Raw genomic sequence first — 24,521 nt, forward strand, 5'->3', positions numbered from 1 at the left:
ATTTACTATCAAAATGAGAAAATTAGAAAACAACGAACTAGGGCGAAAGAGCATTGAAGCCTTCAAAGAATCTGTCAAAACTCCGGTTATAATACTCCTAGAAGACGTACGTAGCCTACACAATATAGGTTCCGTATTTAGAACTGCCGATGCTTTTTTGATCGAAAAGATTTATTTATGCGGGATTACTGCTACGCCTCCTAACAAAGAAATCCATAAAACAGCACTTGGCGCAACAGACACTGTAACTTGGGAACACCGCAAAAACACTCTGGAGCTAATCCACGAATTAAAAAACAACAACATAATTACCCTAGCAATAGAACAGGTAGAAAGTGCCGTTTTTTTGCAAGATTTTAAAGTAGACAAAAATGCCAAATATGCTATTGTTTTTGGCAACGAAGTACATGGCGTAACCCAAGAGGCAGTAGCTTTATGTGATGGTTGCATTGAAATACCGCAATTAGGCACCAAACACTCCTTAAACATTGCTGTTAGTGCTGGAATTACTATTTGGGATTTATTCAAACAATTTAGAGCATAACTGTTGCTAATTTTTGATTTATTTGTTCTAAAACATACCAATAGTCTTCTTGGTTTTTTACAAAATCTTTATTAGAGATGTCAAGGATCAAAATATCCCAATCCGTTTGTGAGTGTATGTAATCCAAATACCCTTGATTCACTTTATCCAAATATGCTTTGGTGATATTTTGTTCGTACTCTCTACCACGTTTTTTTATGTTATGCAGCAATTGATCGGAACTTTGGTGTAAATAAACATACAGATCTGGTTTGGGTATTTGCTGGCAAAGAATACCAAACAAATCTTTATAGAGTTGGTACTCTAGATCCGCCAAAGTTATTTTTGCAAATAACAGCGATTTTAAAACATGATAATCTGCCACAACAAAATCTTGAGAGAGATCTAACTGGGCTAAATTGGTTGCAAGTTGTTGGTGCCGATCCGCCAAAAAAGATACCTCTAAAGAAAAAGCATACCGGTCTGGATCTTGATAAAATTTAGGCAAAAACGGATTATCTGCAAAACGTTCCAAAACAGCTTTGGCGTCAAAATCTTGGGCTATTTTGGTAACCAATGTTGATTTTCCAGCTCCTATATTGCCTTCAATTACTACATAGGCAGCTTGCTTGAAAGGCATTTCGTCTGTGGGATTATAGAGTTTGCTAATAGCCTTACAAACGCTTTGATCCGCAGAGGCAGCAACTAATTGCTGAATGGTTTTTTGCAAAACAGGATGTTTCCATTGGGGAGCTAAATCTGCCACTGGATATAAAACAAAATTTCTTTGTTCCAATAAAGGGTGCGGTAGTTGCAACTGGTCTGTATTTATAATTTGTTGGTCCACAAAGATCAAATCAATATCGATCAATCGCGCTGCATACCCTGGACTGTTTTTTCGCAGCCGTCCCAACTCTTTTTCTATTTTTAGAACCTGATCCAAAATTTGCTCCGCTGTCTTAAAAGTATGCACCAATAAGGCACAATTATAAAAAGCACTACTATCAAAACCCCATGAGGCAGATTCATAAAGTGCCGAAACACCAACCACCGTTCCTAGGCTTTGGTTTATACGTTTTATACTGTTTTCTATATTTTCAAGGCGGTTTCCTTGGTTACTGCCTATAGACAAAATGACCTGATGCTGTACTTTCATATTAAGTACAAATTAACTAAAAGAATTTTAGAATAACCTTATATTTGCACAAAGTGTTGCAGTTGATATTGCAAAAACCACCATAAAAACAGTACCTAATTAGTATTGTTGGCAACTTATTAAAAAAAATAATTATGAAGTTTTTAGGAAATGTACTGGCCACCATTGTGGGTTTATTTGTCTTCATTATGCTGTTTTTCTTTGGCATTTTATTTATTGGTGCTGTTTTTGGCGGCAACTCCGAAACTGTGACCGTAAAAGAAAACTCCATAATTGAGCTAGATCTAAAAAATATAGAATACGATTACGCCGGAAAATACCAAGAACCCTGGATGGCGATGTTCTCAGACACAGAAAAAGTAGGTCTAACAGACATCCTTACAGCCATTCAAAAAGCCAAAACAGATCCAGACATCCAAGGAATATCCATTTTAAACAACCACTACTCCTTAGGTATGGCACAAAGCAAGGCTTTGAGAGATGCTTTGGCTGATTTTAAAAAATCCAATAAATGGGTATGGGCATACGCCAACACCTATTCTCAAAAAGAATACTACATTAATTCTGTTGCCAACACCATTTATATAAATCCGGTAGGAGAACTGGACTTCAAAGGACTCTCTTCTGAGATTCTGTTTTTTAAAGATTTGCAAGAAAAATCCGGCATTAAAATGGAAGTAATTCGCCACGGAAAATACAAAAGCGCCGTAGAGCCCTTTTTAGAAAACAAAATGAGCCCAGCCAACAGAGAACAAATCACAGCACTACTACAGGCTGTTTGGAGCACCGTTACCACAGCAGTATCCGAAAGCAGAAACCTGCCCGTTGCCAAACTAAATGCAATTGCAGACGGTCTCTTGGCACGAACCCCCGAAATGGCCAAAGCACAAAACATGGTCGATATAATTGCCTACGAAGACGTGTATCATAACAATATTAAAAAAGCATTAAAAGTAGACCCAAAAGAAGATTACAACAAAATAGGAATTATTGCCTACACCCAAAAAACCCTTACCACCTCTACTCCCGCCTCTACCGCCAATCAAATTGCTGTAATTTACGCTCAAGGCGAAATCCAAAGCGGCGAAGGAGATGTTAACACCATTGGCGAAGGCTCCATGCGTCGTTCCTTACAAGAAGCCCGAAAAGACAAAAACATAAAGGCAATAGTCCTGCGCATTAACAGTCCTGGAGGAAGTGCCTTAACCTCTGATTTAATTTGGAGAGAAGTAGAACTTACCAAAAAGACAAAACCCGTTGTAGTTTCGATGGGAAATTATGCGGCTTCGGGCGGCTATTATATTGCCTGCAATGCCTCTAAAATATTTGCTCAAAACAACACCATCACTGGTTCTATTGGCGTTTTTGGAATTTTACCTAATTTTCAGGAACTAACCAAACGCGTAGGTATACATGTAGAACAAGTAAATACCAATCCAAATGCCGCAGCCTATAGCCCATTTGTACCTTTAGACCCCACATTCAAAGCAGTAACTCTAGAGAGCGTAGAACACATTTACAAAACCTTTGTTACCCATGTGGCCGAAGGTAGAAAAATGACTTTTGAACAAGTAGATGCCATTGCACAAGGACGCGTTTGGTCTGGATCCGAAGCTCTAAAAATTGGTCTTGTAGACAAAATAGGAGGTCTCGATGTTGCTATTAAAGAAGCCGCAAAGCTTGCCAAAATAACGTCCTACACAACCCAAAATTTTCCAGAATACAAAAAAGATTTTAACGACTTGTTGGCTAATTTTCCGATGGGAAAAATAAAAGCCTCTTTTATAAAAGAAGAAATAGGAGAAGAAAACTACCAATTGATGCAAAAAATAAAAAACTTAGAAACCCAAAAAGGCATACAAACCAGAATGCCCTACACCATAACGATTCATTAAAAACATATTTGATGCTGCTCTAAAAAAGGCTGTTTTACCAATGGTAGAACAGCCTTTTTTGAGTACAGAAAAAGTAATCCGAAATACGCATTTGGCCATACCAATATTTATAAAATTTTAAAAGTAATTTTAACTCTAAAAATGTTATTTTTGTGTTCAAGCACAGCAATATTGGTATTGCTCAACAACTAAGAAAAACTTAAAAAATCAGACTATTATGTTTAAAAAAATTGCCCTGATACTTGCTGGACTTTTGCTGCTAACTATAGTAGCCCTTTTTGCAATTCCTTATTTCTTTAAGGACCAAATTACTGCCAAAATAACCAGTATCTTGAACGAAAAAGTGGATGCAACAATACGCTTTACAGAAGCAGATTTGAGTTTATTCAAAAACTTCCCGAATGCCAGCTTTACCTTAGATAGTTTGGTAATTATTAACAAAGCGCCCTTTGAAGGCGATACCCTTGTGGCTTTTGGAGAGCTAGAGCTACGAATGTCTGTTAAAGAACTTTTTAAAGACAAAAACCAACCCATGCACATTCAGGGAATTAGAACCAAAAACGGTGTAGTAAATATTCTTTTTAACAAAGATGGCGTAGGCAATTATGATATTGCCCTCAAAGACAACAACAAAAAAGAAACCAGCCAAGATGCGCCCCTTTCTTTAAACATCCAAAACTACAAAGTAGACAATCTGAGGTTTAAATATTTTGATGCAAGCTCAAAAATAAAATTAGTTTTAGACAGCATCCAACATGAAGGAACCGGAGATTTCACGGCCTCCATACTCGATTTAACTACCAAAACCACCACCAAAGTTTCTCTGGATATGGATAAAGTAAACTACCTAAAAAACGTAGCCTTGACTCTAGATGCCGTTTTAGAAATTGATTTAGAAAAAAGCAAATATACCTTCAAAGAAAACAAAGCCCTAATCAACCAATTGCCATTAGAGTTTGATGGATTTATCCAATTAGCCGAAGATGGACAAGAGTATGATTTAAAATTTAAAACCCCTACTTCCTCCTTCAAAAACTTTTTGGGCGTGCTCCCAGCAGCCTATTCTGCCAGCCTTGACAAAGTCAAAACAACCGGCGATTTTACCATTGTAGGTTTTGCCAAAGGAAAATACACCCAAACTACCGTACCTAAATTTAATATTGAAATTGCCTCAAACAACGGCTCTTTTAAATATCCGGACCTACCTAAATCCGTACAAAACATTGTACTAGACACCAAAATAATCAACGAAACCGGAATACTCAACGATACCTATGTCAATCTAGACAAACTATCTTTTAAAATAGACCAAGATATCTTTAACGCCAAAGCAAAAATCACTAACGTTACCCAAAACGCCATTGTAGATGCCATGCTCAAAGGAACCATCAATTTGGCCAACCTATCCAAGGCCTATCCTATTGCGTTAGACAAACCCTTATCCGGAATTTTAAAAGCAGACGTCACCACCAAATTTGACATGCAATCCGTAGAAAAAAGCCAGTATCAAAACATCCAAAATGCAGGTACAATGAGCCTGTCTGGTTTTAAATACACAGACGAAAACGGAAAAGCATTAAACATTAGCACTGCCTTGGTACAATTTAACCCAAGCCAAGTAAACCTAAAACAATTTAATGCCACCACGGGCAAAAGTGACTTGAGCGTTAGTGGTGTTCTAGAAAACTTTTATGGCTTTCTATTTAAAAACCAAGAACTAAAAGGAAACTTCAGTTTGGTATCCAATCAATTGGCCGTAACTGATTTTATGACCACTCAAACACCGCCGACCACTGCCAAAACTCCTCAAAAAGAAGCCGAAGCCATGAAAATACCTGCTTTTTTGAATTGCAGCCTTTCGGCAAAAGCCAATACCGTGTTGTATGACAACTTGATACTAAAAGACGTTTCGGGAAAACTACTTATAAAGGACGAAAAAGTAACCATGGAAAACGTAAAAACAGCCATCTTTGGTGGAAATATTGGCCTAAATGGATCCGTATCTACCAAAGGAAAAGTGCCCACATTTGACATGAATCTAGGGCTTAACCAAGTAGATATTGCACAATCTTTCACCCAATTAGAGTTACTCAAAAAAATAGCACCAATAGCCGGAATCATCAACGGAAAATTAAACTCTACCATTAAATTAAATGGAAACCTAACCACAGACTTTAGTCCAGATCTAAAAACCCTAACAGGAAACCTAATGGGCCAGTTGGCCTCTACCTCTGTTAATGCTAGCAACTCCACCGTATTGACCAGTTTGAGTAATACTATTCCGTTTTTAAATTTAGATAAAATCAACTTTAACGACCTAAAAGCCGCAATCAGCTTTAAGGATGGCAAGGTCAACGTAAAACCATTTGACATCAAATACCAAGACATAAAAGCCTCTATAGGAGGAAGCCATGGTTTTGATCAAAACATGAATTACACCATCAAATTAGATGTTCCTGCAAAATATTTGGGCACCGAAGCAAATGCATTGATAGCAAAACTAAGCCCAGCAGATGCCAAAAAATTGGACAATATCCCCGTTAATGCCTTAATGACCGGAAATTTTTCTAACCCAAAAATCACTACCGATATGAAAACGGCAGCAACCAATTTGACCAACCAATTAATCCAACAACAAAAAGCTAATTTAATCCAAAAAGGGACTTCCCAATTAAATACCCTGATTAACAAAAACAAAAAACCAGGAGATACCACAAAAACGGTACTACCTACAACCAAGGCAGAGGTACAAGAGAAAGTGAAAGAAAAAGTACAAGAAGAAGTGAAAACCAAAGCCACGGATTTAATCAACGGTTTTTTTAAGAAAAAGAAAACGGCAGAGCCAAAACCCGAAACAACCCCTTAGTTTTTAGGATTTTTAATTCCCATCAAAAAAAAAGGAGTACACACTAGTGTTTAGTGTGTACTCCTTTTTTTGGGTATTATAGGGATGGTTTTTAAAATTTATTGCATGGTTAGCCGTACCACATAGCCTTCGGAACTACGTATATTAAAAACCGTTCCGTCCTCAAAAATAAGATACTGTCCTTTTATACCGGTTAATTTTCCTGCAAAAAAAGGCGTTTTCTCTAAACTTAAACTCTTCACCTTGGTCGGATATTCTAAAACTGGATAATGCATCTGGTACAAATCATTTTTATTCAAAAAGAAATATTCCCTTGCTTGCTCTGGAATACGGCTTTCTAAACGCATCCGTTCTGCAACCAAATCTACCTCTTCTACCGCATTTGTCAACATTTTTCGCCAGTTAGTCTTATCGGTATAATACGCCTTTAGGGCAACCTCTGTTATCCCGGCCAAATACCGATTGGGCAACTCCACAATAGCAATAGCAGCATTGGCACCTTGATCAATCCATCGGGTGGGGATTTGGGTATTTCGGGTAACCCCTACTTTTATCTCGCTTGAAAGCGCCAAATAAACAACATGCGGTTGTAGTTGCACTTTTTGCTCGTAGGCTAAATCTCTATCGGCAATACCTAAATGCGCTGTACTGAGCTCGGGCTTCAGGATCCAATCTCCTACAGCAGGACTAGAATAAAAACAGTCATAACAAAAACCTTGGCGAAAAATCTTTTTCTTTTTTTGGCAATTTAAACACTGGTATCCTACAAATTCTAGAGCAATATCCTTGGATAGTAATTGGTTTACATTCAAAAAATTATCTTCAAAAACCAGATAATATTGAATTGGGTTTCCGTATTCGGTTTGCATTTTAGTCAGTACGCCTTCGTATTGCATTTAGTTATATCTTTAAAGCCTAATGTTGAACAAAAATTGTTATTTTTGGTAAAGTTATCATTCGTAACGCATAATTCATAACCCAAATTTTAAAAAATGCCACTTACCATTATCAATTCCTTCGCCTCCTGGGTTTTAAAACAACGAATCCATCAAATAGAGTTGTTTTTAAAATACCCAAATGAAGTGCAAGAAGAATTGCTTATGCATTTAATTGCTGCTGCAAAAGATACCGATATGGGACGGGATCTTGAATTTAGTTCCATAAAATCATACGCCACATTTGCGCAAAGAATTCCTATTGTAACCTACGAAGACATACACCCTCTAATTGAACGCACCCGCAATGGCGAACAAAACCTATTCTGGGGAACTCCTATAAAATGGTTTGCCAAATCCAGTGGTACCACCAATGCCAAAAGCAAATTTATCCCCGTTAGCAGTAGCGCACTCGAAGATTGCCATTACAAAGGAAGCAAAGACCTGTTGTGTTTGTACCTAAATAATAACGAAAACTCCGAACTCTTTAAAGGCAAAAGCTTGCGTTTGGGAGGCAGTTCACAAATTCACGAAAACAACAATACCTTTTTTGGAGACTTATCGGCTATTTTGATAGAAAACATGCCTATCTGGGCAGAATTTAGCAGCACACCAAGCAGCAAAATTTCGTTAATGAGCGAATGGGAATCTAAAATGGCCGCAATCATTAACGAAACCAAAAAAGAAAACGTAACGAGTTTTGCAGGAGTTCCTTCCTGGATGTTGGTATTAATGAACCGCATGCTCGAAGAAACCGGAAAAACCAATTTGTTAGAACTTTGGCCAAATCTAGAAGTTTATTTTCACGGAGGCGTAAATTTTGAACCATACAGAGAGCAATACCACAAAATAATCCCTAAAAAAGAATTTAAATACTACGAGATATATAATGCCTCCGAAGGATTTTTTGCCATTCAGGATCTTAATTATTCTAGTGACTTATTATTGATGCTTGATTACGGAATTTTTTATGAATTTATTGCCATGGACACGTTTGATACTCCTAACCCAAAAGTGGTTTGTCTAGCAGACGTAGAGTTGTTTAAAAACTACGCCATAGTTATTACCACCAACTCTGGATTGTGGCGCTATTTAATAGGAGACACCGTACGTTTTACGTCTTTGAGTCCCTACAGAATACGAGTTACCGGAAGAACCAAACACCACATCAACGTTTTTGGCGAAGAATTAATGGTCGAAAATACCGATCAAGCCATTGCGCATGCCTGCAAAATGACCCAAACTCAAGTAGTCGATTATACCGTTGCTCCAGTATTTATGGAAGGCAAACAAAAAGGAGCTCATGAATGGATGATTGAGTTTAAAAAACCGCCAGAATGCATCCCAACGTTTCAAAAAATACTTGACACTACTTTGCAATCTTTAAACTCCGATTATGAAGCAAAAAGACACAACAACATGACTTTAAACCCTTTGGTTATACACATAGCCCGAGAAAATTTATTTTATGACTGGCTCAAAGAACGGGATAAACTCGGTGGCCAACACAAAATACCCAGACTATCCAACCAAAGAGCGTATTTAGAACAACTTCAGGATATGCAAAACAAGTAGTTTCCATAAAGCTATTTTTTGCAGCAATTTTGCCTGAAATTATTCTTCGATTCTCATGTCAATATACCTGTCGTGGTATCCTAGGAGATACAAAACGCCATCTAGCCCTAAACTAGAAATCGTGGTAGCAGCATTCTCTTTTACAGCAGGTTTGGCGTGAAATGCGATGCCTAATCCTGCTAGATTGAGCATAGGCAAATCATTGGCACCATCTCCTACTGCGATGGTTTGTTGGATATGCAACCCTTCTTTTTGGGCAATGGCCTGAAGCAATTCGGCTTTCTTATTCCCGTCTATTATCTCCCCCAAATGTTTGCCAGTTAATTTACCGTCTATAATTTCCAATTCATTGGCATACATATAATCAATGCCTAGTTCTTTTTGTAAATAACGACCAAAATACGTGAACCCTCCGGATAAAATAGCCGTTTTGTACCCATAATATTTCAGCGCCTTCATCAAGCGGTGTGCTCCTTGAGTTATGGGCAAGTTTAGGGCTATTTTTTGCAAAACAGATGCATCCAACCCTTTGAGCAAAGCCATTCGTTGTTTAAAGCTTTCGCTAAAATCTATCTGGCCATTCATGGCTTGTGCAGTAATGGCTTGTACTTGTTCTCCTACACCAGCTAGTGCAGCAAGCGCATCTATCACCTCTGTTTGAATCAAGGTAGAATCCATATCAAAGCATACCAAACGCCGGTTTCGTCTATACATAGTGTCTTCTTGAAAAGAAATATCTACTTCTAATGCTTGTGCGGTTTCCATAAATTTTTGGGTCAATAAGGCCTTGTCTAAAGATTTTCCGGAAACAAATAATTGCACACAAGAGCGAGGATACGACTCTTTTTCTACAATAGAAATCCTACCGGTCAACCGTTTAATGGCGTAGATGTTTAAATCTTGATTGGCTAGTATTTGCGTTACCGCAGACAACTGTTGTGCCGTTATAGAAACGCCTAAAATATTAATGAGGTACCGTTTTTTGGATTGGGCTTTTACCCAAATTTCATAATCTGGGACAGAAATAGACGTAAATGTAACTGTAACGCCTAGTTCATAGCCTTTAAATAAAATTTCTTTTAAGATCGCAGCCGAAGAGGCTCCGGTGCGCACTTTAAACAAAATCCCTAAGGATAAAATATCGTGTATGTTGGCTTGTGCAATATCCAAAACAATGGCTTGGTACTTGGCCAATATAGCCGTTAAACTGGCGGTAACTCCTGGTTTGTCTTGGCCCGAAACTTTTAACAAAATAACTTCTTTATCTTCTATCATCCGGATGCTATTGTTTAGTTAGTACTAACAAAATTCGGCAATCTTAGGCGTATAAAAAAGAAACCGTTTGGTTTTTAATACTAAATTAATAGCGTAGGGCATAAAAAAACCTGTTCCGATCAAGGAACAGGTTTGAATTACCGAAAACAGCTTTTTTTAGGAAGCTATTTCTAATCGTTTTAGTAAATTTTTACTCAAGGTTTCTTGGGCATATTCTTTGTCAATGGCTAATTTTTTGTCTTCCGAACTTGGCAATTCATACATGGCATCGGTTAGAATGGCTTCGCATAAAGAACGCAATCCACGAGCTCCTAATTTGTATTCTAAGGCTTTATCTACAATAAAATCCAAGGCTTCGTCGGTAATACTAAAAGCTACCTCGTCCATCAAAAATAATTTTTGGTATTGTTTGATTAAGGCATTTTTGGGTTGTGTCAAAATGGCACGCAAGGTTTTTCTGTCCAAAGGATCCATGTGTGTCAATACGGGCAAACGACCAATGATTTCGGGAATTAATCCAAAATCTTTAATGTCTTTTGGAATAATGTATTGCAATAAATTGTCTTTATCAATGGTATCGGTATTTTTGGATGTAGAATATCCTACTGCTTGACGGTTCAATCTTTTAGATATAATTCGTTCAATTCCGTCAAAAGCACCTCCAGCAATAAAAAGTATGTTTTGTGTATTTACCTCCACAAACTTTTGGTCTGGATGCTTGCGTCCTCCTTTTGGTGGTACGTTTACAACCGTTCCTTCTAATAATTTAAGTAGGGCTTGTTGCACGCCTTCGCCAGATACATCCCGAGTGATAGAAGGGTTGTCTCCCTTGCGAGCAATCTTGTCTATCTCGTCAATAAAAACAATTCCTCTCTCTGCTTTGGCAACATCATAATCTGCTGCTTGCAACAATCTAGTGAGAATACTCTCTACATCTTCTCCTACATAACCCGCTTCGGTGAGTACCGTTGCATCCACAATTGCCAAAGGAACGTCTAACATTTTGGCAATTGTTTTTGCCACCAATGTTTTTCCGGTTCCGGTTTGCCCAACCATAATGATGTTGCTTTTTTCGATCTCTACCTCATCTTCTTCTTGCTGTTGCATCAAACGTTTGTAGTGGTTGTAAACCGCAACTGACATTACTTTTTTGGTTTGATCTTGTCCAATTACATATTGGTCCAAAAAAGCTCTAATTTCTTTTGGTTTTTTTAATATCAAATCTGAGGCTGCGTTAGCACTCCCCGCAGATTTTATTTCCTCGAGTACAATTCCGTGTGCTTGCTCAATACATTTATCACAAATATGGGCATCTATCCCAGCTATTAGCAACTGTGTTTCTGGCTTTTTTCTGCCACAAAACGAACATTCTAATTTTTCTTTCGCCATTTTTTTTAGTCTAAAGTCATCAAGTCATAAAGCCAAAAGTCTTTAGCATTGCTTTTGACTTTTGACTTTTAACTTTTGACTATATTTTTTATCCTCTTCTTAAAACTTCGTCAATCATTCCATATTCTTTAGCCTCGTCTGCAATCATCCAATAATCGCGCTCGCTATCGTTGTGTACTTTTTCAAAGGTTTGCCCAGAGTGCTGCGAAATGATTTTGTATAACTCGTCTTTGAGTTTCAACATTTCACGCAAGTTTATTTCCATATCTGTTGCCACGCCTTGTGCGCCTCCAGATGGTTGGTGTATCATTACTCTTGAGTGTGGCAATGCAGAACGTTTTCCTTCTGCTCCTGCGCACAACAAAACAGCTCCCATGGATGCAGCCATACCGGTACAAATGGTTGCTACATCTGGTTTGATGTACTGCATGGTGTCGTAGATCCCTAGTCCGGCATACACGCTTCCTCCTGGAGAGTTTAAATAGATTTGTATGTCTTTGGAGGCATCTGCACTTTCTAAAAACAACAATTGTGCTTGTACAATATTGGCAATTTGGTCGTCAATACCCGTGCCCAGAAAGATAATTCTGTCCATCATCAATCTAGAGAACACATCTAGTTGGGAGATATTCAACTGGCGTTCTTCAATAATATAGGGTGTCATGTTTGTAGGATTCATTGCTGCTACAATTTTATCGTAATACATGGCATTTACTCCTTGGTGTTTTGTTGCAAACTTTTTAAATTCTTTACCGTAGTTCATGTGTATGGGTTCTAAGTTGTACTTTATTATCTAATCGTAGTGTCTCTATTGCAAAGGTCGTTCCTATTTATAGCTATGCCAATATGTCTTGTTTTTTAGCCCAGGTAGTAGTGAAAAGCTTTTTGAAAGTTGTTTTCTGGTTTTTTTTATTGTTGCAAAGCGACCAGAGGAAGCTCTTGCAAGAATTGTAAAAAAACGAAAACAACTTTCAAAACTTGTAACGGATAACTGGATTAGCTCCTAAATTATAAATAACAAAAGAGCGCCAAAAATATTTTTCTGACGCTCAAATATACCTATTTTTTATTGTATTTCGTCTGTTATGTAATGCTAAAATTGCAACCATCTTGCCCCAATTGGACTTTTGATTTTAGATTTTAGATCCCGCCAGACTAGTGATTATTCGCCGTAGGATGCTGCAATGAACTCCTGGTAAGTAACCTCTTTGGTGGTTGGTTTTGCTTTTTCTTTAAACAATTCCAATAATTTTTCGGCCACAACTTGGTCTGATAATTTTTTTACTTCTTCTTGGTTGGATAGTACTCTGGCTACAATTCCTTGTACTTCTTCATCCGTAGGATTGGTTTGTCCGAACTGGGCCATTTGTTGGCGAATGTTTTTGGCTGTAAAGGTTTTTAAATCTTCAAAAGTGATTTTAATATCCGATTGTGTCATTGCTTTACCTTCGATCAACTGAAAACGCAATCCTTTTTCAGAACGTGCATATTCTGCTTCTGCTTCTTCTGGAGATAATTTTTTCTCGCCTACGGTTTGCAACCATTTTTTCAGAAATTCTGTTGGTAGGTCAAACTTGGTGTTTTCGATTAAAAATTCGGTTACATCGCCCAACAATTTTTGATCTGCTTGTTGTGCAAATTGGTTCTCTGCATCTTCCTTGATTTTTGCTTTCAATTCGTCCAAAGTGGCTACTTTGCCTTCTCCAAACAATTTGTCAAACAATTCTTGGTTCAATTCGGCAAGTTCTGCCGTGTTGATCGCCTCAATAGTAAAGTTTACAGCAACATCCAAACCATGAACTGCATCATGACTTACCTTCATAACGTCCATCAATTGGTGGTCGTCCTCAAACAAGCCTTTTGTATTTACGGTAACTACATCGCCTACTTTTTTGCCCAAAAACAAATCAAAAGTTGCTTTGTCTTTAAAAAGATCTGCAGCAATTGTAGTTGCGTTATTAATTTCTTTTTCTTCGTTAGAGAACACGCCCGTAACATCCGAATCTGCTGTAACAACCTCTTGTGGTACTGCTTTTCCAAATTGTTTTTGGATGCGTGTCACTTGGTCATCAATCAATTTATCATCTGCAGTAACCACATATTTTACAATATCGTTAGCTGCGTCTAAATCCAATTCAAAGTTAGGAACCAAACCAATTTCAAACTCAAAAGTTAATTCTTCTGCATCCCAATCCAAATCGTCATTTTCTTTAGCAATAGGAGATCCCAAAAGGCTCAATCTCTCCGATTGTACATAACGCTCTAAGGCCAAATCTACTACTTTTTTAACCTCTTCTTGCTTAATACCACGTCCGTATTGTTTTGCAACCAGATCCTTAGGCACTTGTCCTTTTCTGAACCCTTTTACGGTTGCCAATGGCATTTTTTCATTAATTCTTTTGGCTACTTGACCTTTATAATCCATGTGCACAACTGTCATTACAATTGTTTCGCTCACAGCGTCTATTGCTACTCTTTTGATATCCATCTTCGTTCTTTAATTTACATTATAAATTTGGTGGGCAAAATTATAAAATTTTTCCAAGCCAACCAAGCTTTTTAATCCCGAACCCGCCAGATGCCCCACAGAGCAGACACCTCCATGCAAAAAGCGCCCCAAAGCCCCATATTTTGGGCGTGCCCCTACGCAAAAAACTCCGGGTCAGGCTGTTTGTTCCCGCTTTTATGGTTTTGCCTAAACGGCCAAAACCATAAAGAGCTCCACTGCCATCCTTCACGCAAAAAACCTCACAAAAACATTGCAACCAAATACAAAACAGCAACTTACAAAAAAACCAATACCCTAAAACATTCTAAAATTAAAGCCTTAATTAATTTAAAATTTATATTTTTGGTAAACGCATTACAACCAAAACAAACCAAATGAAATCAAACCACACTAGCCTTTCTAGAAAAATCCAAAAAACCATTAGCCTGTTTGTCCTTGCACTAATTTTGCTAAATTGTGCCAACAAGCCTGCAAAACTTGACCCAATACCCAAGCACACCACCTTTACTATACACTCCCAAGAATGCAAAGAAACCAGAGTCATCAACGTTTGGACCCCAGAAACCTACTCCACCAGCCAAGATTCTCTAAATGTAATCTATATGGCAGATGGTGGTATCAAAGAAGATTTTCCACACATTGCCAACACACTAGCACAACTTATAGAAACCAAACAAATACCCCCAACACTACTTGTAGGCATTGAAAACACCCAACGTAGACGCGATTTAACAGGTTTCACAGAAGTAGAAAAAGACAAGGAAATTGCACCCATAGTTGGAGGTTCTGCTAAATTTAGAGCCTTTATTGCAAATGAGCTTTTTCCGGAAATAAACCAACGATACCGCACTACGGTCAAAAAAACCCTCATCGGAGAATCTTTATCTGGTCTTTTTGTACTAGAAACTTTTTTCATGAACCCCGAAATGTTTGACAACTACATTGCATTTGATCCCTCTCTATGGTGGAATAAACACTATCTAATAACCACCGCAAACCAACACTTATTGCCGAGTTATAAATCCCAAAAAAAAGTCTGGTTCACTAGTTCTAAAGCAAAAGACATATCTCTTTACACTACGCAATTAGCAACCATCTTAGAAGCCCAAAATAATAGCAATATAAAATGGAACTATACATACAACCCTCAAGAAACGCATGCTACAATCTTTAGAGCCACAAAAGAAAAAGCCCTAATCTGGACCTTAAAACAAGAATAAAACCCCTAAACCAGTAACCGTAAGTGTACACAACATCAAAAAAAAGGTATTCCCCTAACAAAACAGCTAAAATTGCAGGAGCATTGATCCTTGCAGGAATAGTATTTGGGATCTTAAGCATTGCCCCATCAGTGGATGGCACGGCATTTTTGACAGAGAGTTATCCAGACAGAATCGCAGTATTTAGGGCTGCTTTTTTTCAATTCCTTTTGGTTCCCATCTATATCGGTTTTGCAATTACACTCTACCAAATGGCATGGACTTACAACCGAAGTATTGCTATTGCCTTTGTTGGTTTTCGATTAATTGCTGGAGTTTTTCAATTGCTAGGAGTTATTTTATTGCCCATTTGTATTCATTTGAGTTACCAATACCTTCATACAACAGATAGCAATTTGGCATTGTATCAAAATATAGGAGAACTACTCAAGCTCTTCCGAGATCTCTGCAATCATTTAGGAGTGATGCTTGCAACGGGACTAAGTAATTTATTATTACATACCGTTTTTATTAAAAAAAAATCCCTTCCAAGCAAGCTCTTGATTTGGGGCATAATCAGCAACCTGCTATTGCTATTTGGTAGCTTTTTAATTCTTTTTCAACAAATAAAAGTACTATCTATAACCTACGCTCTTTTGACCATACCCATAGTAGTTCAAGAAATTGTTTTGGCAATTTGGCTCCTACTAAAAGGATTTAAAACAAAAGCTACAAATACTTAATCTGTGCTAAAATTCAGATACATATTTTTTATATATTGCATTGGATCAAGTGCAAAAGTTGGGGACTAGGCAAATAAATTTATTGAGTTAGTCATTCAATTTCTGTATATTTATACCTTTAAAATCAAGGATATGGAAGTGTTTGAAGGCCAAAGCATACTAAACTTTATAAAAGAATTGCCAAATGATGAAACTTGCAAAGCTTATTTGGCGCAAATAAAATGGAAAGACGGTTTTAAATGTATGAAATGTGGTCATACTAAAGGATGTGAAAAATCAGGATATAATTATCAATGTTATAGCTGTCAACATGTGGAAAGCGCAACTACAAATACATTGTTTCATAAGGTAAAGTTTGGTTTACACAAAGCCTTTTGTATCGTATTTGAAATGACAACCAGTAGCAAAAGTGTATCAAGTATTCAAATGGGAAAACGTTTTGATATTCGTCAAGGTACTGCTTGGTATTTTATGCAAAAAGTACGTAAAGCAATGCAAAGCAGTCAGAAATATCCATTGTCAGAAATAGTTCATGTAGATGAATTTACTGTGGGAGGAAAAGAAGAAGGTAAACAAGGAAGAAGTTATGATTCTAAAAAGAAAAAGGCAGTAATAGCAGTAGAATTAAACCAAAAACATCAGATAAAAAGAGTTTATGTGAAATCTATTGATGACTATTCTTCAAAATCATTAACTCCAATTTTTGAAGAACACATAAGCCAAACTGCGAATATAGTTACCGATAAATGGAGAGGATATGAACCTCTAAAAAAGCTTTATAATATTGAACAGAAATTAAGTGATAATGGGAAAAATTTCAAGGAACTACATATTGTGATCATGCAATTGAAATCTTGGATTAGGACAATACCTACCCATGTTAGCAAATGGCATATTCAAGCTTATTTTGATGAATTTTGCTTTAGAATAAACCGTTCACGATTTAAAACAAGTATTTTTCATAAATCTATAGAAAGAATGATAAATGACAAGCCGATTTATCAAAAAGATATTAAACAGATGCTAAATGTATAACTCAATAATTTAGTTAATCTAAACAAGAAGAAATCTACTTTTCTTACTCCTCTAAATTGATTTCTAAAAGCTTTTATTTTAGCATTAAAAGATTCTGCTGAAGCATTTGTACTTCTTTTATCGAAGTAGTTTAAAATAGAGTCATAATTTATCTTGATTAGACATTGATGCAATGCAATAGTTATTAAAAAAACATCTTTAAATTTTGTGTATTTAAAAACAATAATTTTGATTATGTTTGTTTTCTTTTTGGGTAATTTTCGTTTTTAGAACTTAAAATTAAGTTATAAAGAATGGTATGAAAAAACATTTTTTTTATAAGCTATGATAATAATCAGATTTTGTTTGATGTATCTAAAATTTAATCACACGAAATCTTGTTTAATAAACAAATTGATTATGAAATAAATTGATTATGAAATAAATTGAATAAGGATTAATTAAAAAGACTCGCAATAAAACCGCTATACTAAACTTAATGTTAACATTAGTAAAATAAACTATGATAAAAAAAATTACCTTATTTTACATTTTCATCTTCTTGATTCTTCCATTTTCGGCTAGTATAACGGCAAAAAACAATCCAATTGAAACAGCCAAAAAAAAGCAATTCTCTACTAAAGTTATTAAGGAGATTCAACTTTCTGATCGAATCCCTTTTTCAGACAAAAATTCAACAAACAGTATCAGCACATTCGATGAATCTTACATCCGACAACATTTGTTTACAGATACTATAACTAACGAAAAAATTCTTCAGGCCAAAGCGGTAATGAATGAAATTGAAGCTCGTCAAAACTTCATTGATTTAGTTTCTCCAGATGACCTAATAACACTTCCTGTAGGTATCAATAAAAAGATCGGTAATATTACTTACACCTTAGCGATTAGTAAGGCACGTTTTACACCCGAATACACTGAAATTACAGCCTTTGTAAGAATAACGATACAACAATCAGACGAACAAGGGAGACAGAAACAACTTTTTTTTGGCGCTGACAACATAAAATTATCTCACAGAGGAGGAATCTATGGTGAAGCAAATCTAGCACTCTTAGGTGACATGCCTATTCCTATTAATGGAGGGAATACAATGGTAATTTTAAGAGGAGGATTTGACATGAAAACTAGCGATATTACAAATAAAACCTATGTCACTATTGATTGTAGTGGTTTTAAAGAACTAGGAATAAGTGCTGACGTCGTATTTTCGAGAAACATCCTTGAACCTGTAGACACATCGTATCATGTGATTCCGAAAATGAAAATTGAGGATCCAAATTATCATTCGTCACTTGTAACGGGTCATTTTAAAACAGTAGTAAGTGATTGGAGCGATATACTCGTAGAAATCAGTTTACCTCCATTTCAGTTAACTAAAGAAGGAAGCACGGATGGCACCGGAAAAGCAGGGCTTATTTTCGCATTAAATACTGCTGTATTTGATTTTAGTGATATCCAAAATTCACCAGAAATAAAATTTCCGAAGGAATATCAAAAATACCTCATTCCTGGCAACGAACAACTATGGAGAGGTGTTTATGTAAAAACGTTAAAAGTCATTTTGCCTGAGCAATTTAAAAAGAGAGCCAGTAAGGAAAGGGTAGCGTTCCAAGCAACAGATCTATTAATTGATGGACTTGGTGTTTCAGGTAATTTTTCAGTTGACAACATTTTACCTATAACTGAAGGAGACGCTTCAAAATGGCAATTCTCCGTTGATCACATTGAAGCATCCTTCGTTATGAACAATCTCACAGGTGCTAGTTTTAACGGGAAAATTGTTTTACCAGTAACTAGTGAGCTCACTGAAGACGAAGCACTAGCCAAAGATGCAATCGCTGTAAAACAAAAAGCATTAGTATACCAGGCTATAATTGACCCTACTAATGATGAATACTTACTAAAAGTAACCTCAGACACACCCATATCCTTTAATGTTTTCCAGGCCAAAGCAATCCTAACCAGTAACTCATACGTAGAATTAAGAGTTTTAGATAAAAAATTCAAGCCAAGAGCAGTGCTTCATGGTAGTCTTACAATTCAAGCTAGCAATTCAACAACAGATACTACTAAGAAAACTGTAAATTTTAAGGGAGTAACATTTCAAAACTTACAACTACAAACAGAAAGCCCATACTTCAAAGTTGACTATTTGGGATATGCTGGCGAGGTTAAATTTGCCAACTTTCCCGTTACAATTTCAGAAATAGGCTTGACTGCTAATGATACCGAAGCCTCCCTTCGTTTTGCAATTGATGTTAATATGATGGATAAAGGATTTTCAGGCGGGACTTCTTTATCCGTTATTGGTAGTTTTAAAGAAAACCAAGGGCTAACTCGTTGGAAATACGATCGTATAAAAATTAACCAAATTTCAATAGAAGCCGACTTAGGCGCTATAAAAATGAAAGGGTTTGTAGACATAAAAGACAACGACCCCGCATATGGCAATGGATTTTACGGAAAACTAGATGCGGATTTTAATAGCATAAAGGTCTCTGCTTCCGCTTGGTTTGGAAAAACTGACTTTAGGTATTGGTATGTTGACGCTTATGTTGACCTCTCTAATTCACCTGTTAAAGTATACATTGGACCAGCGATAGTTAACGGTTTTGGAGGAGGAGCATACTACAAAATGACCAAGAAACCAGGCGAATACTCCGCTGCAATTCCATCTGGATTATCGTATATTCCAGATATCAATTCAGGATTAGGCTTCAGGGCTTTGATAGGGTTTGCGCTCGCAAATGAAAAAGCCTTTAATGGTAAAGTAGGGTTTGAAATGGCATTTAATACTCATGGCGGCCTTAACAGGGTCTTATTCTTTGGAGAAGGACATATTGTAAAAGCTTTGGACTTTAAATTTGGAGATAAATTCAAGGACAAGCTAACTAAAATGGAAAATAAAATCAATGACTTAGGCGCTAAAAATATTTTAATGGATAAATTAAAAGAGTCTAATTTAGTAGAATATAGCAAAGTAGCGTTTCCGCAAGATGGGTTGACTTTTGATATTGGTATTGATGCTAACTTTTCGATGGAAATGGATTTTCAAAATCATGTCTTTCATAGTGAAATGGAGGTATTTATAAATACTCCTGGAGGTTTATTTCAAGGTGTTGGACCTAGAGGAAGAGCTGGAAGGGCTGTATTTCATGCAGGTAGTGATGAATGGTTCTTACATGCAGGAACCCCATCTCATAGAGTTGGTTTAAAATTAGGCCTAGGAAGTTTTAAACTAGAAGCCACCTCTTATTTAATGATTGGAGACAATATCCCTGGTAGTCCTCCCCCTCCTGCAATTGTAGCTGAAATACTCCATCTAGATGCTCAAACACTAAATTACATGCGTGATTTAAACGCTCTAGGAGACGGACGTGGTTTTGCGTTTGGAATGAATCTGAGCTTAGATACCGGAGACATGTCATTCTTAGTATTTTATGCCCGTTTTCAAGCTGGACTAGGTTTTGATATTATGATCAAAGATTACGGAGAATCAGCCTGCGAGGGAACTGGACCAATAGGCATCGATGGCTGGTATGCCAATGGTCAAGCTTATGCCTATTTACAAGGAGAATTAGGTATAAAAGTAAAATTACTTTTCGTTCGAAAAAAAATACCCATCATAAAAGCCGGTGCTGCCGTCTTAATGCAAGCAAAATTACCTAATCCTTCCTGGTTCCGAGGATACATGGGAGGTTATTTTGATTTATTAGGAGGTATGGTAAAGGGACGCTTTCGATTTAAAATAGAACTTGGTAAAGAGTGCAAGCTAATCGATGGAGCCCCTTTAGGCGGAATGAAAATAATTTCGGATGTAAATCCAAAAGAAGGCACTACGGGTGTAGATGTCTTTACAGTACCACAAGCAGTTTTTAATACCCGAATCAATACTCCTTTTGAATTAGAAGATGATAACGGTACCAAAACCTATCGGATTCTATTAGATAAATACAGCGTAACAAACAACGGAAAACCTATTGAAGGAACTATAGTGTGGAATGAAAACAAAGATGCAGCCAACTTTATTTCGACAGACGTTTTGCCTCCAAACAGCTCAATATCAGCGAGTATACAAGTAAGCTTCCAAGAAAAAAAAGGACAAACATGGGTTACATTAATACAAGATGGTCAAATTGCTAAAGAACTAAAAAACATTATTTTTACTACCGGTGAAGCACCCGATTATATTCCTGTTAGTAATATTGAATTTTCTTACCCATTAGTGAATCAACAATACTTTTATCAATCAGAACGAAACAGTGGCTACCTGAAGTTAAAAAGAGGGCAACCGTACTTATTTCCACCATTATCCAATTGGACTCAGCAGATCAATTTTGAAAGTGATGCAGGTATTGTCAAAGCATCTGGGCTTTCTTATAATCAAGTACAAAGACAAGTACAGTTCAATTTTGCAAAAATGATCAATAGTAAAAAATATACTATTAGAATTGTAAGCAAACCTCCTGTTGAAGCTGACAATACCACTATGAAAGAAGTGAAATATACAGCAACTGGTTCTGATCAAGAAGGCAATTCTATCGAAGTTAAAAATCGTGAAGCCGAAGCCGTAATCAAGGATGCAACAACGGTAGATGTATTAGTTTACAATTTTTCGACCAGTGCGTACAATACCTTTGCAGAAAAGGTTCATGATAAAAGGATAACCAACAACTATTTAGAACCAATTTACTCTGATGTTCATGCTATCCAAACGGATGTAAAAGCCTCTGAACGATTTAGTTTAGCAGAACTTATAGGAGGACCAACAACTAATTATGTACCTATGATAAATGTAGAAGCCATATTAGACGATACCTATTTTACAAATATCATCTATCCATTAATCTATCAAGGATATCCTTTACAACCAAAATTTACAGTGAATAGAAATACCGATCTATTAGGAATCGTGCCAAAAAAAGGGATTGACGTTTTAACTTGGTACACCAGTTATCTGGAGAACAATCCTACATTTCCATTACTGGATACAAGGATGCCATTTAGATATAATTTACTTTTGTATTACAAACAAGATTTTATGGCCATTCAGTATAAAATTATAAATACCTATTTAAATAATGCAACACAATATCAAACGGAGATACAAAAGTATAGTTACATAATCAACGGTGTATTCCCTTCTATAAAAAGAGGCGACTATAAAATAAAAATGCAGTACACCATGCCTGGAAATATAAAAGGGAGCTCAAGTATATTTACGTATACTAACCCATTTTAAAGGTCAGTGTATTAGAGTCAATCATAAAAACAAACACATTATAATATGTATTTAAACAGAAACCTATTAGTATTGCTAATTATTGTATTTTGTTTTACAACAGGAGTTGATGCGCAGCAAAAAGATTCTCTTACTACTCAAGAGCCTCAAATCATGGTAACAGCAAGACCAAATCAAGACGGAAAAATAATGGTGCGTTGGGCGGTCACTACAGCCAAAGCCTGGCGTAAATTAAATGTCTATGGATATGAATTAAAGCGTTACACAATCATTCGTAATAAAATAACTTTGCAGCAACCTATCGAAAAAAAGCTTGGCGTATTCAAACCTAAACCTTTGGAACAATGGGAAAAAATAATCCAGAATAATGATAATGCAGCAGTGATGGGGCAATCATTGTATGGTGAAAAGTTTGAATTAGGCGGTATCAAAGATCTTCAGTCCATCATAAATTTGTCCGAAGAGCAAGAACAACGTTTTACATGGGGTTTATATGCAACAGATCAAGATTTTGAAACAGCACTAATGGCCGGATTAGGATATATTGACACGGAGATCAATCCTAATGAAAAATATGTATACAAATTAACCTCCCTGGTACCTGAGAGCGAAATGCTTATCAAGGAAGGTGGAGTTTTTATTGGAATGCAAGATTATGAAGCACTGCCTAAACCACTTGATTTATCTGGAACTTTTTTAGAAGGAAAAACAATGTTAAGCTGGAACTACGCTATCCACAAGCAATTATACAACAGTTATTTTATAGAACGTTCAGATGATGGCATTACATTTAAAAGACTAAATGATTTACCTATAACCACTTTAAATAATAGTGATAAATCAGATGCCAAACGTATGTTTTACATTGACTCTATTAGTAATGGCAAAACCTATCATTATCGTATCCTTGGCAAAACTATTTTTGGAGAAATAAGCCCAGCTTCCGCTATTGTATTTGGCAAAAGCGAAAAACTGTTAGCTTTTGTACCACATATTACCACCAAAAATTATTTGGATGACAAACGAATTATATTAGAATGGGAATTCCTTGAAGAAGGAAATAAAGAAATCAAAGGATTTGAGCTAAACCGATCTGATAAAGCCAACGGAGATTACGAGGTAATTATTAAAAACATACCGCCCAATGCCCGAAAAATATTGTATGATAATTTGCAACCTACTAATTATTTGACAATTACGGCTATTGGTTTAATTGGCAGCAACCGTACCTCTTTTCCTGCTTTAGTTCAGCCAGTAGATTCAATACCGCCAGCAAAACCAGTAGGTTTTACTGGCAGTATCGATAGCCTTGGAGTCGTTACATTAAAATGGGAGGCTAATAAAGACAAAGATATTTTAGGCTACCGTATTTTTAGAGGGAATAATAGAAACGAAGAATACTCTCAAATTACTATTTCTCCGCATTTATCTACAGTATATTTAGACAGTGTTGGGGTAAAAAACCTAAACTCAAAGGTGTATTATACCTTGATTGCTATTGACCAGCGTTTTAATATGTCTGAGTCTTCGGATATATTAGAAATAAAAAAACCCGATTTTATAAAGCCTACCCAACCCATTTTTAAATCCTATCAAATAAAGGATCGTAAAGTAATTATGAACTGGACAAGCAGCTCTAGCGAAGATGTAATAACACATGAGATCTACAGAAAAGAAAAAAAAAGTCCCGATTGGGTTTTACAGTATACCGATGGCAGGTACAAAGGGGTAAGTACACAGGGAGGCATTCGAACTGAAAATCTACCTATTGAAACCTGGACAGATGATCAAATTGTTGAGGGCAATCAATACAGTTATACCATTGTAGCAATAGACAATAGTGGCCTAAAGTCTGATCAAGCTCCAGCCTTAACAGTTATCATTCCCAAAACAACCTTGCCCCCTGCAGTAAAAGGAATGCAAAGTTTTGTTGACAAAACCAATCATTATATAGAGTTATATTGGTCCATGTACAAAGAGATTAATGTTGCCGAAATAGCTATTTATAAAGGTCAAAAAGACAAACCCATCACCTTGTTTCGTAATGTATTGCCCTCTGTAAACCGCATTGTAGATGAGCATATACAGCCCAATAATGAATACACGTACTTACTAAGAGTAGTATTTAAAGATGGACGCATGAGCGAAATCACGGAACTAAATGTAAAATATTAAG

16 protein-coding genes are annotated in these 24,521 nt (G+C 36.5%); 9 read left to right on the forward strand and 7 right to left on the reverse strand.

What is annotated here, in order from left to right:
• Positions 1 to 13 precede the first annotated feature (13 nt).
• The gene (locus tag LB076_RS00940; protein WP_066336153.1) at positions 14 to 544 is read left to right on the forward strand and encodes an RNA methyltransferase; all 531 of its coding nucleotides are present in this window, start codon (positions 14 to 16) and stop codon (positions 542 to 544) included.
• On the opposite strand, the gene folK is transcribed toward LB076_RS00940, so the two are convergent.
• Entirely contained in the window at positions 534 to 1,679 is a 1,146-nt protein-coding gene (gene folK / locus LB076_RS00945; RefSeq protein ID WP_066336151.1) for a 2-amino-4-hydroxy-6-hydroxymethyldihydropteridine diphosphokinase, read from the reverse strand. The genes LB076_RS00940 and folK overlap by 11 nt on opposite strands.
• 134 nt (positions 1,680 to 1,813) lie before the next feature.
• Between folK and sppA the strand changes: the two genes are divergently transcribed.
• The gene (gene sppA, locus LB076_RS00950; protein WP_066336148.1) at positions 1,814 to 3,574 is read left to right on the forward strand and encodes a signal peptide peptidase SppA; all 1,761 of its coding nucleotides are present in this window, start codon (positions 1,814 to 1,816) and stop codon (positions 3,572 to 3,574) included.
• 217 nt (positions 3,575 to 3,791) lie between these two features.
• A complete protein-coding gene (locus tag LB076_RS00955) occupies positions 3,792 to 6,440 on the forward strand; it encodes an AsmA-like C-terminal region-containing protein (protein ID WP_066336145.1) in 2,649 nt (882 codons plus the stop codon).
• 98 nt (positions 6,441 to 6,538) lie between these two features.
• On the opposite strand, the gene LB076_RS00960 is transcribed toward LB076_RS00955, so the two are convergent.
• Positions 6,539 to 7,336: a DUF2797 domain-containing protein gene (locus LB076_RS00960; RefSeq protein WP_066336142.1), complete on the reverse strand. Its 798-nt coding sequence runs from the start codon at positions 7,334 to 7,336 to the stop codon at positions 6,539 to 6,541.
• A 96-nt stretch (positions 7,337 to 7,432) separates the two neighbouring features.
• Here LB076_RS00960 and LB076_RS00965 point away from each other — a divergent pair, with 96 nt between their 5' ends.
• On the forward strand, positions 7,433 to 8,950 hold the full coding sequence (locus LB076_RS00965; protein ID WP_066336140.1) for a GH3 auxin-responsive promoter family protein: 1,518 nt from the start codon (positions 7,433 to 7,435) through the stop codon (positions 8,948 to 8,950).
• 39 nt (positions 8,951 to 8,989) lie between these two features.
• Here LB076_RS00965 and serB read toward each other — a convergent pair whose 3' ends face one another.
• The 4 genes from serB to LB076_RS00985 form a co-directional block, all read right to left on the reverse strand.
• Positions 8,990 to 10,225 (reverse strand): phosphoserine phosphatase SerB, encoded by a 1,236-nt coding sequence (gene serB, locus LB076_RS00970; protein WP_066336138.1) that lies wholly within the window; start codon positions 10,223 to 10,225, stop codon positions 8,990 to 8,992.
• Between the two features lie 156 nt (positions 10,226 to 10,381).
• Positions 10,382 to 11,614, reverse strand: a complete 1,233-nt coding sequence (gene clpX, locus LB076_RS00975; protein WP_066336136.1) for an ATP-dependent Clp protease ATP-binding subunit ClpX — start codon at positions 11,612 to 11,614, stop codon at positions 10,382 to 10,384.
• A gap of 88 nt (positions 11,615 to 11,702) precedes the next feature.
• Positions 11,703 to 12,377, reverse strand: coding sequence for an ATP-dependent Clp endopeptidase proteolytic subunit ClpP (gene clpP / locus LB076_RS00980; protein WP_066336133.1), 675 nt, complete (start codon positions 12,375 to 12,377; stop codon positions 11,703 to 11,705).
• Between the two features lie 399 nt (positions 12,378 to 12,776).
• Entirely contained in the window at positions 12,777 to 14,102 is a 1,326-nt protein-coding gene (locus LB076_RS00985; protein ID WP_066336126.1) for a trigger factor, read from the reverse strand.
• A 395-nt stretch (positions 14,103 to 14,497) separates the two neighbouring features.
• Here LB076_RS00985 and LB076_RS00995 point away from each other — a divergent pair, with 395 nt between their 5' ends.
• The 3 genes from LB076_RS00995 (at position 14,498) to LB076_RS01005 (ending at position 17,100) form a co-directional block, all read left to right on the forward strand.
• Positions 14,498 to 15,343 (forward strand): alpha/beta hydrolase, encoded by an 846-nt coding sequence (locus tag LB076_RS00995; RefSeq protein ID WP_066336119.1) that lies wholly within the window; start codon positions 14,498 to 14,500, stop codon positions 15,341 to 15,343.
• Between the two features lie 23 nt (positions 15,344 to 15,366).
• Positions 15,367 to 16,065, forward strand: coding sequence for a DUF4386 domain-containing protein (locus tag LB076_RS01000; RefSeq protein ID WP_066336116.1), 699 nt, complete (start codon positions 15,367 to 15,369; stop codon positions 16,063 to 16,065).
• A 132-nt stretch (positions 16,066 to 16,197) separates the two neighbouring features.
• Complete coding sequence (locus LB076_RS01005) at positions 16,198 to 17,100, forward strand: IS1595-like element ISFlsp2 family transposase (protein ID WP_066336114.1); 903 nt, start codon at positions 16,198 to 16,200, stop codon at positions 17,098 to 17,100.
• Here the strand turns inward: LB076_RS01005 and LB076_RS13580 are convergent.
• Positions 17,067 to 17,273, reverse strand: a complete 207-nt coding sequence (locus LB076_RS13580) for a transposase (RefSeq protein WP_232505663.1) — start codon at positions 17,271 to 17,273, stop codon at positions 17,067 to 17,069. The two genes, LB076_RS01005 and LB076_RS13580, sit on opposite strands and share 34 nt — an antisense overlap.
• A gap of 329 nt (positions 17,274 to 17,602) precedes the next feature.
• Here LB076_RS13580 and LB076_RS01010 point away from each other — a divergent pair, with 329 nt between their 5' ends.
• Both LB076_RS01010 and LB076_RS01015 read left to right on the forward strand, forming a co-directional pair.
• A complete protein-coding gene (locus LB076_RS01010; RefSeq protein ID WP_066336111.1) occupies positions 17,603 to 22,345 on the forward strand; it encodes a hypothetical protein in 4,743 nt (1,580 codons plus the stop codon).
• A gap of 45 nt (positions 22,346 to 22,390) precedes the next feature.
• Entirely contained in the window at positions 22,391 to 24,520 is a 2,130-nt protein-coding gene (locus LB076_RS01015) for a fibronectin type III domain-containing protein (protein WP_066336104.1), read from the forward strand.
• The last annotated feature ends 1 nt before the right edge of the window (position 24,521 follow it).

Source organism: Flavobacterium crassostreae (assembly GCF_001831475.1).
GTDB classification, from domain to species: Bacteria; Bacteroidota; Bacteroidia; order Flavobacteriales; family Flavobacteriaceae; genus Flavobacterium; species Flavobacterium crassostreae.

Excerpts from the sequence above, each read along its gene's own strand:
- LB076_RS00940 (WP_066336153.1), top strand. The coding sequence starts at position 14 with ATGAGAAAATTAGAAAACAACGAACTAGGGCGAAAGAGCATTGAAGCC.
- folK (WP_066336151.1), bottom strand. The coding sequence starts at position 1,679 with ATGAAAGTACAGCATCAGGTCATTTTGTCTATAGGCAGTAACCAAGGA.
- sppA (WP_066336148.1), top strand. The coding sequence starts at position 1,814 with ATGAAGTTTTTAGGAAATGTACTGGCCACCATTGTGGGTTTATTTGTC.
- LB076_RS00955 (WP_066336145.1), top strand. The coding sequence starts at position 3,792 with ATGTTTAAAAAAATTGCCCTGATACTTGCTGGACTTTTGCTGCTAACT.
- LB076_RS00960 (WP_066336142.1), bottom strand. The coding sequence starts at position 7,336 with ATGCAATACGAAGGCGTACTGACTAAAATGCAAACCGAATACGGAAAC.
- LB076_RS00965 (WP_066336140.1), top strand. The coding sequence starts at position 7,433 with ATGCCACTTACCATTATCAATTCCTTCGCCTCCTGGGTTTTAAAACAA.
- serB (WP_066336138.1), bottom strand. The coding sequence starts at position 10,225 with ATGATAGAAGATAAAGAAGTTATTTTGTTAAAAGTTTCGGGCCAAGAC.
- clpX (WP_066336136.1), bottom strand. The coding sequence starts at position 11,614 with ATGGCGAAAGAAAAATTAGAATGTTCGTTTTGTGGCAGAAAAAAGCCA.
- clpP (WP_066336133.1), bottom strand. The coding sequence starts at position 12,377 with ATGAACTACGGTAAAGAATTTAAAAAGTTTGCAACAAAACACCAAGGA.
- LB076_RS00985 (WP_066336126.1), bottom strand. The coding sequence starts at position 14,102 with ATGGATATCAAAAGAGTAGCAATAGACGCTGTGAGCGAAACAATTGTA.
- LB076_RS00995 (WP_066336119.1), top strand. The coding sequence starts at position 14,498 with ATGAAATCAAACCACACTAGCCTTTCTAGAAAAATCCAAAAAACCATT.
- LB076_RS01005 (WP_066336114.1), top strand. The coding sequence starts at position 16,198 with ATGGAAGTGTTTGAAGGCCAAAGCATACTAAACTTTATAAAAGAATTG.
- LB076_RS01010 (WP_066336111.1), top strand. The coding sequence starts at position 17,603 with ATGATAAAAAAAATTACCTTATTTTACATTTTCATCTTCTTGATTCTT.
- LB076_RS01015 (WP_066336104.1), top strand. The coding sequence starts at position 22,391 with ATGTATTTAAACAGAAACCTATTAGTATTGCTAATTATTGTATTTTGT.